This is a genomic window from Cellvibrio sp. KY-GH-1 (assembly GCF_008806975.1).
Lineage (GTDB): Bacteria > Pseudomonadota > Gammaproteobacteria > Pseudomonadales > Cellvibrionaceae > Cellvibrio.
Genome location: NZ_CP031728.1, coordinates 3,249,002 through 3,266,107 on the forward strand (window position 1 = coordinate 3,249,002; position 17,106 = coordinate 3,266,107).

Consider the following 17,106-nt stretch of genomic DNA (forward strand, 5'->3'; position numbering starts at 1 on the left):
GAGTGCAAGTGCTGCGTTAAACTTTCAACATCTGAAATTTTAACCAGTGCCTGTACTCAATAGCACCCTCCATTGATCCCACCTCAACGCCTCCAGCACGACATCTCGTCACCAGAAGTAACAAAAAATGTATACGGTTACACTCAGTAATAGTAATTTTGTAGAAAGCAGCAACATTGACCCACCTAGCAAATCTAATCATAAGCATATGATTTAAATGGACAATAATAGAAAATGCATAATTGCTGTCAATTTAACCATGATGTTTTCAGTAAAAATTTTCTCTACACTTATTTAAAGTGTAATCGATTACACATAAGATAACTAAGCGCTAACTTGTGCAGGAATGCCTGCCAGCAGCCGCCCTATTGATAACAATCACAAAGGAGAAATACTCATGAAACACTTCAACAGTTTCTCAACCAAACTGTTGCCCAGTTTGATCTCGGCAATTATTGCAACCGGCGCTCAGGCGCAAAACGATGTAGTGGAAGAAGTATTGGTTTCCGGTGTGCGCAGCGCACAGGAAAAAGCCATTGATATTAAGCGCAACTCTGCAGAAGTGGTGGATTCCATTTCATCAGAAGATATCGGCAAGCTGCCCGACTCTACCATTTCTGACTCGTTGCAACGTGTTACCGGTATCCAGATTTCACGCTCTGCCGGTCAGGGTGGATTGGTCAGTATCCGTGGCTCACGCGAGGTACTGTCTACCTTAAACGGCGAGTTGTTTTTGACTGCCGAAAATATTTTGAACAACCAAGCAAACTACACCGATGTTCCATCGGCACTGATCAGCGGGGCTAACGTATCCAAATCCTCCAGTGCAAAACAATTGGAAGGTGGCATCGGCGGTAGCATCGATTTATTGACTCGCCGCTCACTCACACTGGATGAAGGTTTTAGCGGTTCTGTGCGCGCTCAGGCAAGTAACGGCAGCATCACTGAAGAAACAGATCCTGAATTAAGCGGCTTGATTGGTTTTAACTGGAATGACCATACCGCAATGTCATTGGGATTTTCTTACGCCGACCAAACACTCTCTGACAATTCGGTTTATACCCGTGCAGCCGAAGACCGTACTGCAGAAACTTGGGGTTGCGATTGCGATCTGGATGGTGACGGACAGAAAAATACTGACTCGCTGATCATGATGGCGTGGAACGGCCCGCAACTCTATAACCGTATCGCTGAACGCGAGCGCTTGGGTTTGACCTACAACATCAACTCACAATTGAGCGATGCGTTAGAGCTGAATGTTGACATGTTCTACAACAGCATGGATGAAAAAGCCTCTGGCAATATTTTGAATGTCAGCTCTGAAGGCCTGAACTGGAACCGTGGCAACTTCACTCAGTTGCACGGTTTGCACTCCACTGGCGATACAGGTTTGTACACCAACTCTTATGCAACCGGTTTTAGCGCCAACATGTACGGCGGCCTGCGCGCCGGTGTGGATTCTGATTACGTTGATACATCCGCATTCAACAACAGTGTTGAATTGAAATTTAATAACGGTGGTGCATTTACCGGTAGCGCCAAATTGGTTTCTTCGCGCGCGCATCGCGAGCAAAGTAATTTGGATTTAGCACAAAGCGCTGCATCCCCTGGCGGTAACGATGGTTTGGTTTACAACGTAGATGGCGATAAACGCGTGGTGAATCCAGGCTGGATTGAAGATTATTACCCAGTGACTTTCCTTGCGGGTGATGATTCTGTCAGCGTCAATTTTGATCCTACATTTGCCGATCGCCTCGCGCAAAAAGAATCTTGGTATTTCCATTCTGCGTGGCTGGAAGGTGAAACTCACGAATCCAATCTGGATGTATTACGTATTGATGGCAATTACAAATTAGCCGACGAAGGTATTACCTCTATCGATTTTGGTTTTCGTCGCGCCGACCGCGATATGTCACGCAATACTTACCACTACTTCATGGATACCGGCTTGGTCGCTTACGAGCCGGGCAGCATGACCCCTCACAATATGCTGGTGAAATATCACGAGGCTGGTTACGTACCTAATGTCACTACTGGCGGAAAATTTGCAAATTATTTGGTTGAGGTCAGCCCTGGTGTTTACGACACCGTAGACAATCTGGATATTGAACCTGTCCGCGGCGTAAATCTGGATGAAGCCTATGTTGCAAAGTATTTGCACATGGTAGATGACATGGGTGATGTAGTGAAAAACTACAACCTGAGTCTGCCGATGGTTGATGTATCCAAAATTGGCAATCACAAAAGTTTTATGGATGGCCTTTACGATACCGACCACGTGCGCAAGCAACGTCCTGATGCCTCTTACCGTGTATTGGAAACGCGCGACTCTTTCTACATTAGTGCCAATTTTGAAGATCAACTGACCGACACCACTAGCCTGAGCGGTAACGCTGGTGTACGTCATATCACTACCGACATCACCGTTGAGCGCAACATTACTGATGGCACTCTGGTAGCCGATGTATTTGCCGGTGCTGACCCTAACCACACACTCTATGAAGACAAAGGTGATGAGTTCCTGAATGTGAGTCACTCACACTTTTTGCCAAGTGTTAATTTGAATATCTCTTTTGGCGACAGCTACAAAATCAAAGCATCTTACGATGAGCGCACCTCATTGCAGTCGCTGAATAATTTTGGAGAAGCTTCAAGCACCACTTATAGCAGCTTCCAAACGGATGAAACCACTGGTGAAAAATATCAAGCCATTCAAGAAGTAAAACGCGGCGGCAATCCATACCTCAAACCATGGAGTGCAAAAGTCTACAACTTGGCTGGCGAATATTACCCCACCGATAACGCATTGCTCGGTTTGACTTTCTTCTACATGGATATCGGCGGTTTTGTAGATACCAAGAGTACTCATGCTGCTCTGCCTGACTCTGACGGCATAGTGCGCAATGGCGCAACCATTCAGGAATTGGTTAATGGTAAAAACGCGACTGTTGAAGGTGTTGAGTTCTCTTACCAACAAAGCTTTGATTTCTTGCCAGGGTTACTAGCTAACACGGGCATGACGTTCAACTACACCTACTCACCGAGTGTTAAAGAAGGTTGGGAATTTGCGGCCGATGGCAACGATGTTCCCTTCAATGCCACCGCCAAAAACCAATCCAACTTAGTTCTTTGGTACAACGATGATCGCTTTGAGTTCCGCGTTGCAGCCAACTATCTGGATGATCGTTACGACGGCCAATTAGCCAGTTGGACGACTGATCCTTTAGGCACCGACAACGAGAAAAAAATTCTCGGCGGATTGGATCGCTGGGAAGATACATCGCTCTATGTTGATCTCACCAGTACTTATCACATTAATGAGTCTGTGGACATCAATCTGAACGTGCAAAACCTGACAGAAGAAGGTTCGTACAAATACATTCACTGGTCGAATTTCCGCAGTGAATATCATGCTTACGAACGCCGCATTACCTTGGGTGTGAACGCCAAGTTTTAATTGTGGAAGCCTTTAGGGGCGGCTTTCCGCCCCTTTTTTAACACCCATCCGGTTTACTTGCTCGTTCTGTTTTAAGAGGTAGATATTTATATGAGTGCGATTCAATCATTGGTAGTAGTGGGAGGAGGAACAGCAGGATGGATGGCCGCTGCATTTTTTGCCAAACGTTTTGCCGGAACACCGTTAAACATTACTTTGGTGGAGTCAGCCACTATCGGAACAATTGGCGTAGGTGAAGCCACAGTTCCAGCGATGAAAGTTTTTTTATCGGATTTAGGAATTGATGAACGTGAATTTATGCTCAATACCCAAGCCACATTTAAATTGGGTATTGAATTTGATGGTTGGAATAAGCCGAACGAATCTTTTTTTCATCCCTTTGCCATGTTCGGTGCAAAAATTGCGAGTATACCCTTCCACCACTACTGGGCTAATTTACGCACACAACAACAAGCAGGGCCGATTGATGATTACTCGCTAGCAACGCAACTGGCGCGCTCCAATAAATTTGCCCGCCCTAAAGAAAATGCGTTGGATATAGCTCGCTTTAATTATGCCTATCACTTTGATGCAGGCTTATTTGCCAACTACCTAAGCCGCTTTTCACAACGGCAGGGAGTAACGCGTATTGAAGCGCAAATTTCTCATGCAACGCGCGACGCAACGACAGGCAATATCAGTGAATTAGTGCTTGAAAGTGGAGAAATTATTAGCGGCGATTTTTTTATTGATTGCTCAGGCTTTCGCGGATTGCTAATTGAAGAAACCCTGCACACAGGTTATGAACACTGGAACCAATGGTTGCCTTGCGACCGCGCTATTGCGCTACCCTCCAGTTCAGATGAACAGATTCCCTCTTACACACGTGCCCTTGCCTGCAGCGCAGGCTGGCAATGGCGAATCCCATTGCAACATCGCGTAGGTAATGGCTATGTGTATTCCAGTCAACAGATTAGCGATGAACAAGCATTAGCAGAGCTGCAAAAAAATATTACCGGAACAAGTTTGGCCGAACCAAAACTGATTCACTTTGCAACAGGTATGCGCCGCAAAATCTGGAACCACAATGTGTTTGCGTTGGGGCTCGCCAGTGGCTTTTTAGAACCGCTGGAATCCACTAGTATTTATATGGTCCAAACAGCAATCAATACGCTATTCACTTACTTTCCGCAAACGCAAGATTGCGCGACAATTGCACAACATGCCAACCATACACTCGCACAACATAACCAACGCCTGCGTGATTTTATTATTTTGCACTATTACCTTAACCAACGTACCGGTGAACCTTTCTGGAATGAATGCCAGAATATGACAATACCTGAAAGCCTGCAAGCACGCATAGAAGAGTTTCGTTATACCGCCAACCTACGTTTCGATGACCTGGACTTTTTCCAAATCAGTTCCTGGTTATCTCTATTTTCCGGCTTTAATTTATTACCAACGCATCATCACCCTAAAGTGGCGTTTTTTGACAAGCAGCACGTCATCCGCGAGTTAGCTGACATGCGCTCGGCAATTCAACGCGCGGTTGGTGATTTACCCTCACATCAACATTTTTTAAATCCTGAAAACGCAACCAATACAAGGAGGACCGCTCAACACGAACTCCCTACTTAAATAACTATCGAATATCACTCACAAAAAATGACTTATTGCCTCCAAGGTTGGATAACAACAATAAACTTCTGTTTACGGAGATAATTATGAACTACTTTTATCTACGCTGGAGTTTCCTACTGAGTATATTGCTTAGTCTATCCAGCCCCGCCACTATCGCCGCTGTTGCAGGCGATATCACGTTTTATTCCAACCGTGTCGATCTAGTAACTAATGGCAGTTATGCGCGCTGGATAAAAGAGTTTCAATCACTATATCCACAGGCTCGAGTAAGAGTTGAGGGGATTCCTGACTACGAAGCGGCCATGCCAAAACGGTTTGAAGCGCGCAACTATGGTGATGTGATGTTGGTGCCACGCGACATGCCAAAACAAATGTATGCTAAATATTTTTTACCATTAAATGATTTACAACTGCAGGATAAAATTTATTTTCCTGACAATTGGGAATTCAACGAAAAACAATACGCGTACACTCAAGGCGTTATTGCCGAGGGACTGATTTACAACAAACGCGCGTTAAAAGCTGCTGGCGTTAGCGAGCCCCCTACCACACTGGATGAACTAATCCGCATTGCAACCACATTAAAAACTCAAGGTAAGGTTGCAATTGCATTGAATGTGGGCGCAGCTTGGCCACTACAACAATGGGACAAAGCTACATTAGCGTTAGCGGGCGATGGCAATTATTTTGCCAGCATGATTAATGACAATGCCCCCTTCTCCCCCGGAAAGCCCTACTACCAATCATTAAAAATTGCTCACATATTATTTTCTTCCGGTTTCAGTGAGGCAGACTTTGTATTGAATAATTGGGAACAATCTAAACGTGATTTTATTGCCAGTAAAAATGCCCTGTTTTTTCTGGGAAATTGGGCAATTCCCCAATTGATTGAATCTGGCATGCGAAGCGACGATATTGGTTTTATTCCCTTTCCATTTGACAATAGCGGAAAATCAAAAGCGATATTGAATTTTGATTGGGGTATGGCGGTAAGCCGTTATAGTAAAAACCCCGATACAGCCAAAGCCTGGATTGCATTCATGATTACCAAATCCAACTTTGCCGACGTAGCTGGCTTCATACCCACCGATAAATCGCGCAAGTCCAATATGCCCCAGCTGGCGGAATACATGGCCTATCAACCCGAGATTATTCAAGTAGCTCCTGAAAGCAATGATTTTATTCGACTCACCAATAAGGCAGGAATGGATTTCATGAGCGGTAATTATATTCGCAATATTTTGTTAAGCCCCGACTTTGACGGTAGCATGGCTTATTGGAACAAACGTTGGGGACAAGCTAAAGAAAATTTTTAGTAAATCGAACTCAACATTGAATTGCAGCATATATTATGAATAAATTATCCATTGTCGCTCAGGTTATTTTTGGTTTTTCGGTATTGCTGGCATTACAACTAGTGGTAGCCACATTTAGCGTTACCAGCCAGAAACACTTATCAGGCAATATCGATCTCTCCTCTGGCGTGGTCACTCCTTTACTACAATCTAGCGCACTTCTCACCCAGAATTTGCAGGGCGCAGCCCAAACTGTAAGCCAACATGCAGCCGAACAGGAGTTGAATCGACTTACTGTTTTGCAAAATAAATTTACTGAATTTCAGCAAGGTTATCGCAAAGAATATAGTATTGCGGAAGACTACGCTAAAGATTTCCCTGACATTGCAGACCGACTGGAGGAATTGAATCGAGTAACTGAATTTACTTTTATCCAAGCAGGGGCACACCTAAAAGCTCACGAAAAAATGCTACACGCACGCAATAATGAATTCGAGGCACTGCGTCAATTTGAAGATAAATGGCAATATTTCAGCGCAGAAATGAAAGACATCCGCTTTAATATGTCCGATTCGGATATCCCCTCTCAATGGCTGTTAGCATCTATAGAGCAGGATGCGAATGAGGCGTCCGCACTACTTTCTAAAATACCTTCTATTCATGCCAGTGTCGAACTGGAAGAACGCGCTAAAGAGCTACATTATTTCTGGAAAAATATTGACCGAAAAAATTTCGTTTTGGAAGAACGATTTCCGAAAGTTGCCGAACCATTGCGCACTTCTGTTGAAATTTTACAAAAACACATTACCGCTGACAACGGAGTCTTGCATCAGCAACAACAATTACTCGTCTCGGAAGCAGAAAGCCGAAAACTTTTACAGGCATTAGTCGCCGAATTGGACAAGAGCATGGCCAAGCTAGCAGAACTGAACAAACATTTAAAATCTGTTTCAGATAATTCCAGCTCGCACACAAAGGCCGCTATATCTAGCGGAGGCATGACAATCTGGATTGTATTTTTCATATCTCTACTTGTCGGTATTGCAGTAGCAGCAAAAGTCGTTGCTGGAGTACGTAAGCCAATTAAACAGTTAGTAGTGCGACTGGAGGCTTTGGCGAAAAATGATTTGCGCGATTCCCATGAAAAATCTAACTCAGGTGAATTTGGTGAAATATCCCTCTCTTTGGACAAATTGGCAAGCAATCTCACCTGTATTATTCGCAATCTTAAAGACCAAAGCGGGCGCTTATTGAACATGGCAGACAGTTCCAGCCGAATTAGCTCCAATTCAAGGCAGCAAATTGATTTTCAAAAATCGCAGGCAGAAAACCTCGCGTCCGCTGTGACTGAAATGGAGCAGACTGCGCGCCATGTCGCAAATAATGCACGCGACACGAACGATGTGGTGTTTGATATTTATTCTTCGACAAAATCTGGGCAGCAAGTCGTCAACCGAAATAAGGACCTAATCGGGAGCCTGAACAGCGAATTAAACACAGCTACCCAAGTGGTGGATAGCTTACGTAAAAATTCCGATGGTATTGGCTCAATTATTTCAGTGATTAACGGTATCGCTTCACAAACTAATTTGCTTGCACTGAATGCTGCGATTGAAGCCGCCCGTGCGGGCGAACAAGGGCGTGGTTTTGCCGTGGTGGCTGATGAAGTACGCACTCTTGCCACACAAACGCAAGCTTCCACAGCTGAAATCACCGAGATGATCGCCAATTTGCAAAGTAGCGCAGTACAAGCGACCGACATAATGCAGCGCAATAAACATGTCGCCACTTCATGTGTTGAGCAATCTGATTTAGCTAGTGAAGCACTTGCCGTAATCGCCAATGGTCTGGACCAGATTAAGGATATGACCGCCGCTATTGCCCAAGCGGTCAGTGAGCAGAGCAGTGTCGCCACCGAACTGGCAAGGGGAGTGGTCAGGATGTCGGATATAGCAGACAGCGTGCAGCTCGAAGCCATAGAGCTAGAGGAGTCCAGTAACGCGCTCAAGCAAATGGCGCATCAGCAAGAACAAGTAACAGCAAATTTTGTGCTGCCATGACGTTCGCGTTATTTCAAATACCACTCTGTCAGAAACAACAGAAAAAGTATCACTACCGATTATTTAAATTTGGAAGGTAAAATCCTATGGAATTCGTTAAATTACAATCATCACTTCTACTTGCAACTGGACTTTTCTTAAGCACCTCCAGTCAAGCATTTGACTACTTTGTGAAGCGTGATGGATCGCAACTAATGGATGGAAAAAATGCCCTACGCTTTGCTGGAATACATGCCCCAGAACTACACAGAATAGAGGATGACGCCAAAGGAGTATGCAAAGCAGATCCGCGCGGCTGGGGACAATATTTTAAATGGCCAACCGCTGACGAACAGGAAAATTGGTTCCAATCATTAGCATTTACCGGCCACAAGGTAATGCGCACTTATGTCTTATCCGTAGAACAAGAATTTGATCCAAACTGCCAAAGGGAGACACATATTTCCAAACCATTGAAGGGAAAAATTACTCCACAATTAAACGAATCCGCGATGGTGCATTATGATCGAATGATCGCACTGGCTGAAAAATATAATGTTCGTCTGATACTTCCTTTCATCGATCATTGGCCGTGGTGGGGTGGGCGAGAACAACTTGCTGCATTCTACGGTGAAGCGCCAGAGGATTTTTACAACATAAACAGTAAAACCTATGCCGCTTATTTAAGTATTATTGAGCAAGTTATCAACCGCAAAAACACAATTACCGGCCGATTGTATCGCGATGAGAAAGCCATCATGGCGTGGGAGACCGGTAATGAATTAAAAGATACTACGGCTGAGTTTTTACAAAGCACTGCAGCGCATATTAAATCGCTTGATAAAAATCATCTGGTGATGGACGGCAACTACACCCAAATCCATGACTTTGCACTAAAAGACCCCAACGTCGATATCATTTCCAATCATTATTATGAGAATGTGGGCAACCTAAGCCCTGCCACTGTCAGCAAAGACTTGCAAAAAATCGCAGGAAACAAGGTGTATGTAGTTGGTGAATTTGGATTGCTGGATATCGATCAACTTTCAGCGATTGCTAACGCCGCCATCAAACAGGATTATCAAGGGCATAAAACTGCTGGCTTTTTTATTTGGGGATTGCGCGGACATCGCCACGACGGTGGCTTTTATTGGCACTTGGAACCAGCTAATAACAAAACTTATAGCTATCACATTCCTGGATTTCCGGAGGGAGAGTCGAATCAAGAATCGGCAGTAATTGATTTAGTGCGAGAATCTATAGCTCACATGAACGGCGATAAAAACGTTGCTCCATTACCGAAACCTCTGCCCCCAAAACTTCGCCCTATCAGGGATCAAAAAGATATTCGGTGGATGGGAGCCGCAGTCGGTCGCTATTATCGTATCGAACGCTCAACGACTATCAACGGACCATGGAAAATTATTGGCGATAATATATCTGACGGCATCAACCGATTTGACCCCTCCACTATGACTTTATTTTCCGACACGGATAGTGTCAGCAAAGGCACTTATTATTATCGCGTTATCGCCATTAATGAATCTGGAGAGTCGGCACCCTCCGATGTGGTGATGTTTTTGCTTCGCTAGCATCACGCAGTGGCGATCAACAAAACATTTAATTACGAACCAATTTTCTTCCCCTTTAAAGGGGAAGAATCACTACAAACATATCAAAACCCAAATGGGTCACACTAATGCTTTCACTCTTTTGGACTCGCAAGAACGATACGATCACGCCCTGACTTCTTAGCTTCATACATTGCAGTATCAGCTCGTTTCAAAGCAGATTCAAAAGAGTCAACTTCTGACACCATCGCAAAGCCGGCACTAACCGTTACTTTTGCAATCCCATCCAATCCAAAATTAAATTCTCGTATCGCAATACGCACCTTATCAATTAATTCCATCCCATCCTCGGGATCACGGACAACACAGATTAAAACAAATTCTTCTCCACCCCACCGTCCAAAGTGGTCACTATGACGGATGGTATCCTTTGCAATTCTCGCAACATTTTTCAAAACATAATCACCCGAATCGTGCCCACATCGATCATTTATTAGCTTGAAATGATCAACATCAAACAAAGCAACCCCCACCCCCCTCTTGGTTTCTGAATTTGAAAAAACACCTTCAGCGATCTGCCCCAATCCAAATCGATTGTAGACACCGGTTAGCGCGTCTTTGGTAGCTTGTGCTTGATAAGCTCGCGCATTTGCGCGCAGCACAATGTGGCTATGGCGATAGTAAAGCGCTGAAAAAATGATGATCACGTACAGAACATATGCCCACCAAGTTCTCCAAGGTGGAGCCTGTATCCTCACTTCAAGTGACTGCCCAGTATACCAATGCTCGTCGTCATTCGATGCACGCACTCGAAAAGTATATTTTCCAGGCCCTAGATTTGTGTATACCGCATTCGCATTGCGCCCAACATCTATCCAGTCTTGGTCAAAACCATCTAACTTATAACTATAGTGAATTGTTTTTGAGTTGCGGTAATCCAGCGCAGAAAATCCAAAAGTAAACATTGAGTCTTTGTAAGACAGGGATATCTTATCAGCGATAAAAATAGGGACTTTTAACGGTGAGTTTTCGCCAAGATTGACCTCCTTATTAAAGATTCGAAAACTAACCAACCTGATTGGAGGTGGAGCCGAATCGCTTCTCAGCTCGGCGGGATGAAAGCTTGTAATACCCTCCGAGCTTCCGAAATATAATCTTCCGTTGCGATCCTTCAGAAGTGCTTCACGATTATAATTACTACCTGCCAACTCGGCCTCGCGGCCGAAAATCGTAATCTTCTCGGAGAGTGAATCAATTTTTACAAGCCCGTTCCCCGTTGCTAACCATATGTTTTGGTTGTCATCTTCCAATATTCCCGAGACATTCTGAGATGGCAGCCCATCACTTGTGTCTAAATATCGAAACTCCTTCGAGCGAGTATCAAAAATATTAACACCTCGATGCTGGGTACCGATCCAAACTCTCCCCTTGCTATCCTCAAAGAATGCCTTGGTATTCTTGCTATTGGTGGAATTTGAAAAGCCAGTTTCATAAGGAATCTGGGTAAATGTTTCATTTTTCAGATTGAAAACGTTAACGCCTGTATAGCCACCAAGCCACAAATTTCCCTTGCTATCAGCCATCAGGGATGAAATGAAGTTGCCGGTGATGCCACCTTTTATTTTTGGATCATGATAATAATGAATGAAACTATCAGTGCTTTTTTCGTATCGATTTAAACCGCCGGTCTCAGTAGCAATCCAGATATTATCGTTACGATCTTTTGTGATGTCCCAGATAAACTCACTATTAATAGACCCGCTCTCGCTTGGATTTGGAAAGTAGCGTGAAAATATGCCACTGTGTGGGTTTAACCGGTGCAATCCACCACCCCAAGTTCCTACCCATATTTGACCATCACTGTCTTCCTCAAGCGCCAAAACGGCATTGGCCCGCAAGGCAGCAGGATCGGTAGGATTGGCTAAGTATCGAGTTACCTTTCCAGTCGCTGGATCCAGCCTGTTTAAACCACCTTCAGTTCCAACCCAAAGCATGCCATCAGCAGCTTCAATAATTCTTAAGATGGAATTATTAGAAAGGCTGAAGGGATCGGAGGGCTGCGTAATGAAATGTCGAAATTTGTTGGTATTCCGACTATAAAAACTCACACCAGAAGGTGATGCACCGAACCAAAGGTCATTATTGTTATCTTCATAAATAACGCGAAGCTGGTCAGAGACCAGACTCGTTAAGTCATAGGGACGGTGTCGGTAGTGGACAAAATGCTCGGACTCCTCGTCAAATCTTGCCAACCCTCGTTGGTCTATCGCAAACAATATATTTCCCGCAGCATCTTCTTTAATGTCCCATATAATGTTTCCGCCAATAGAGCCTGACACATCCGCATTGTAGACATAGCGCTGAAAAATCTCAGATCCTGCGTCCAGCCTACTAACACCATTACCATAGGTGCCAAACCAAATTCTACCGCGAGAATCTTGCAGCACAGAGCGCACACTATTATGGCCAAGTGATCCTGAATCCTGAGGATTATGCAAAAAGTAGTTAAACTTTTCTGTATTAGGATTTAAGACAGCGACCCCCATCCCGGCAGTCGCTAACCAAACATTTTTTTTGTCATCAATTAGTATGTCGCGAATCTGTTCTATATTCGGCTCTATGGTAAGAGGAGGGCGCGGTAAGAAAAAACGCATGTGTTGCTGGGAAGGATCAATTACATACAAACCTCTTGCCGTCCCTACATACAACTGATCATTTGCATCAATTTCTAAGGCCGATACTGAATCGACATCAATAGTAAATGAGCCGATAGTTGTTACTCGCTCGAAACGATTGACGCCAATATCGTAACGAATCAGACCCTCCTCGGTTGCAAGCCATAAAGTGTTTTTTGAATCCACTACCATCTGAAATATATAGTTTAAGGGTAAAGAGCCATCACCACTCAAATCAGATTTGAAATAAAGCAGCGTGCGTCCGTCGTAACGAGCCAAGCCGTTTTCACCACCGATCCAAATGAAGCCTAACTTGTCTTGGACTATCGCGTTCACTCCCCCTAGCTCCTGCCTGGCGCGATCTTGATTATCGAAGGGCGTCGTGAACCGCATTTCGGGATAATCGATTATCGATGTTTCTGAAAATCCATTCGCACTACCGGAAAGAAGAAAAATCGATAGGAGGTTGCACACATATCTTTTAAGAATTGATTTCACTCGATTGCCTTCGCGCATCAATTAAAAGCGGTAGTCAGGGGGCTCAAAGTCGGGCTTTAAACTATTAAAAGAGTAGCAGAAAGAATAGGAAACCCCTTGAACAAACCTTTGTCGTTCATAGCACTATGAGCATAGAGCTAAGAGTCTATTTTCCGCCCCCAGAAACGCATGGAGGACACCGTAGCCATACCCCACCCCCCTCTAATTTCGCCTCACCCACTAAAATTTGTAATCGGTTACGATTTCCGTTAAAAATCAACTTAGAATAAATTGTTTAAAATCAATAATTTAAAAATTTTAAGCAAATAAACCACTAATCCACCCTATCCTAAAAGCATGTTTTATGACCATAATATGTAATCGGTTACAAACAATGTTATCTATTTTCGAATTTGCCTAACCAATAAAACCTATAAGCGGTTCGAGAATGCAATCTGCAAGACCTCCCGATCTTATGAACGTGACAAATATAAAAATCGAACTGAGGAATAAGACAATGCCCCGGAGTGGGATTTGAGGGAATTCGCAAGTATGAGAAGTTTTTTTCAGCAGGAGGTATTCATGCTGCTATTTCCACCTTGCGCTGGTTTACATAAATCTAATATCAACTGGCAGGTATTCTATGAAACTTTTTACTTCTTCCCCTATGTGGGCGGGTGCCCTATTGGCGACTCTCAGTTGGCAGGCTTCTGCCGATTGCAATTCATCTGGATGGTCATCTACCACGCAATATCGCGGTGGTGAATCTATTGTATATCAGGGCAGCGAATTTAAAGCGCGCTATTGGATCAACGTAGGGCAAGCCCCGAATGCATCCAACCCATGGGATGCATGGCAACATATCCAAACCTGTAGCGGAACCTCTGTGTCGTCTGCAAACCCATCGTCGATACCATCAATTTCTTCCAGCAAAAGCTCTGTTATTGCTACCGGGCAGCAGTGCAATTGGTATGGCAGTGTTTACTCTATTTGTTCACAAACCAATAGTGGTTGGGGATGGGAAAACAATCAAAGCTGTATTGCTTATGCAGATTGCGCTGCATTGGCCAGCCCTTACGGAGTGATAGGATCTGCAAGCAGTGCGTCATCAAGTGTGCTTTCCAGCAAAAGCTCATCCAGTATTTCTACTAGCGTTTCAAGCAGCTCAGTGGGGTCTTCTGTTGTTAGCAGCTCCAGTATTAGCAGCTCAAGCTCTTCAATTAAAAGTTCGGTAAGTTCTCTTTCATCCAGCTCGGTAGCATCCGGAATTACTACCTGGAACTACGACGCATCAACCGCTGTAATTACTGCACCAGCAGAGCTAGCGGATGGTGTTGGAAACTTAATGGGCGACGGCAGTGCTGTGATTTGGAATGTGAATCTGCCAGTGACTGGCGAATATCGCATTACCATTAATTGGAGTGCGCCTTACGGTACTAAAACCAATACCTTAGTGGTGGATGGTACAGGCATCAGCAATGTGTTTGCTGAAACCGCTACTCCCGTTGCATACACCCAAACCAAAACACTGATAGCAGGCGCGCATAGTTTTGGTATTCAAGTAGGTGGCAGCGATTGGGGCTACATGAACGTTCACAGCTTGAAAGTGGAATTGCTAGGCGGCCTTACTGTTACATCGCCTGCCAATTTTGCGCAATTGCCATCGGGCAGTAATATTCAAGTGGTGTACACCAAGTTGGGTAGCGGCAATCTTACTTACAGCGTGAACGACGGCACAACGGTTGTGTACACAGGCGCAAGCCCGCTGACCATTCCAACAAAGGGTGATGGTGTGTATCGCATCAAGCTAGGAATGGAAGGTACAACGCTGAGCAGCAATTTGCGTGTGACTGTAGGTACTACCAATTTGCCAGCATTTGTTGAAGCTTCAGGTACTCAGTTTGTATTAGGCAATAAACCATTTTATTTCAATGGTTCAAACCAGTATTACCTGATGTATAAGCCTGAGTCTATGGCAAATGATTTCTTTGCTCGTGCCAAAGCTTTGGATATGAAAGTAGTGCGTACCTGGATGTTCTGTAATGGTTCATCAACGCACGACGGCGTTTGTATCAATAAAAAATCCGGCACTAGTTTTATTTTGGTAAAACCGGAGTCTGAACGCACTGCAGAAGAAAAGGCGCTGATCGCACGCAGCTTCGAATTGTTCGACAACTATGTTGCACAAGCTGAAGCCAATGATATGCGTTTGGTATTGTCGCTGTCTGACTACTGGGATTACTTCGGCAAGATTGAAGATTACGGCCCCTACGGTAGCGCGGCAGGTCGCACACTCTTTAAAACCTTCATCACCAATTTGCTGAATCACGTAAATCCATTAACGGGTAAAGCCTACAAAAATGATCCAACGATCATGATGTGGGAATTGGCGAACGAACCGCGTTATACCAATAGCAATTTTGCTGATTTTAAAGTCTGGGTTTCCGATATCGCAGCACACATCAAATCGATTGCACCTAATCAATTAGTATCGATTGGTTCTGAATCCTCATTCGGTATTGCTCTGGATGATAGCTACGCATCGCTGGTGGAATTAAATCGTGACCCAAATATTGACGCAATCAGTGGGCACCTTTATCCAACTGCATGGTCAATGACCGACGAACAAGTACTTGGCAATATTCAAAAGCTCGCCGACCTTGCGCGTGAAGTTGGTAAGCCTGCGTACATTGGTGAATTGGGTTGGCCGGTTGATAAAAAACGCACCACGGGCTCACAAGTGGAAAATATTCCATCAGGCCAAGCGGCGATAGACGCTTTCCTTGCGGTGTCTTTGGCACAGCGTGCAAGTTACATGGAAAGCTGGTACGCCAAAGCTTATGCAAATCAAGATGCAATCGGCGGTTTCCTAATCTGGCAATTGTCTGGCAAAGAATGGGGTAACGGTGGTGTGCCACTGCAGGGCTGTCAATGGTGTGCAGGTCCTTATGGCGAGCCAACCAATGGCTGGTCGGGTAATCACGACGGCTATCAGTTCTATTGCGCGATTACTCAGGCAGAAATGTCATTGACAGCATTGGGCGCAGTAGGTAGCAATAAAGAAGGCGACAAAATCCATATGGATTTACACAAGCCAAGTTGTGACGTTATTAAAAACTACTCAGGTAAATATCAATTGCTGACGCAGTAATTTAATATCGATAACAGGATCTCTCCCCCCCTTCTGATATGAATCTTGTATCAGTAGTTCCCTCTTCCTCCGGCTTGTGTATCTGGCCGGGGGTTTTTTATTTTCTGGACTGACGAGTCTGGCAACACGTAAACGTTTATTTCCCGAGACCCCCAGTGACTTGATGCTTATGGCAGTCAATACCTTACGATAGTTGCATATTTTCCCGACCACGCTCTGCCTAAAAAATATTTAACACAACCTGTCCAAGGACGTCGATCAAACCAGGACGTAACAATTAAAGGAGTTCAGAGTTCAGCTTCTCAGGAAGAAATTCCAAGATGGATGCGGGATAGATAAGGCACGATGCCGATGTAACTAGGAAGATCACATGCCCGAGCAGGAGGCAAAGGGGCTATTAAGATGCAGCGCCCCTCTTCAAATTCTCCGTTTTTGATTTACGTTTCAACACTGAGCTCAACGGATTTTCCGCAAATTTCTCCCTTCATAATCTCGGTGTTCACTAAGTCTTAATTATAGCTTTCTATTTAATTTTTCAAGCCAAGGACCAACTCAACTAATGTGCACATATCTAAAGATTTCCAGCTGCTTCAGCCTTTGCAATTAACTACTGGGTTAGTACTAAAAAATAGAATTGTGATGCCACCGCAACTTCGCTCCAAATCCGACGACAGTTTTGCGCTGACTAGAGACATGGCTGATTACTACAGACCCTGTTGATCTTTGATTTTTTATTCCGATTATGATAACGTTAACTATCGTGGTAGAAAATAACAATAAAAGTGCTTCAAGCAAAACAGTTTCTCAGCAATTCACCA

The 17,106-nt window shown here is 44.3% G+C and carries 7 protein-coding genes; 6 read left to right on the plus strand and 1 reads right to left on the minus strand.

Annotated features, from left to right (window positions below):
* The first annotated feature begins 397 nt into the window (after positions 1–397).
* From D0C16_RS13905 to D0C16_RS13925, 5 genes are all read left to right on the plus strand, one after another.
* Positions 398–3,457: a TonB-dependent receptor gene (locus D0C16_RS13905; RefSeq protein WP_062059192.1), complete on the plus strand. Its 3,060-nt coding sequence runs from the start codon at positions 398–400 to the stop codon at positions 3,455–3,457.
* A 90-nt stretch (positions 3,458–3,547) separates the two neighbouring features.
* Positions 3,548–5,077, plus strand: a complete 1,530-nt coding sequence (locus D0C16_RS13910; RefSeq protein WP_062059189.1) for a tryptophan halogenase family protein — start codon at positions 3,548–3,550, stop codon at positions 5,075–5,077.
* 86 nt (positions 5,078–5,163) lie between these two features.
* A complete protein-coding gene (locus D0C16_RS13915) occupies positions 5,164–6,396 on the plus strand; it encodes an ABC transporter substrate-binding protein (protein WP_062059186.1) in 1,233 nt (410 codons plus the stop codon).
* An 83-nt stretch (positions 6,397–6,479) separates the two neighbouring features.
* Positions 6,480–8,435, plus strand: a complete 1,956-nt coding sequence (locus tag D0C16_RS13920; RefSeq protein ID WP_191968489.1) for a methyl-accepting chemotaxis protein — start codon at positions 6,480–6,482, stop codon at positions 8,433–8,435.
* A gap of 86 nt (positions 8,436–8,521) precedes the next feature.
* Entirely contained in the window at positions 8,522–10,006 is a 1,485-nt protein-coding gene (locus tag D0C16_RS13925) for a hypothetical protein (RefSeq protein ID WP_062059181.1), read from the plus strand.
* Between the two features lie 113 nt (positions 10,007–10,119).
* On the opposite strand, the gene D0C16_RS13930 is transcribed toward D0C16_RS13925, so the two are convergent.
* A complete protein-coding gene (locus tag D0C16_RS13930; protein WP_062059178.1) occupies positions 10,120–13,158 on the minus strand; it encodes a ligand-binding sensor domain-containing diguanylate cyclase in 3,039 nt (1,012 codons plus the stop codon).
* Between the two features lie 622 nt (positions 13,159–13,780).
* Here D0C16_RS13930 and D0C16_RS13935 point away from each other — a divergent pair.
* Positions 13,781–16,288, plus strand: a complete 2,508-nt coding sequence (locus D0C16_RS13935) for a CBM35 domain-containing protein (RefSeq protein ID WP_084617975.1) — start codon at positions 13,781–13,783, stop codon at positions 16,286–16,288.
* Positions 16,289–17,106 lie beyond the last annotated feature (818 nt).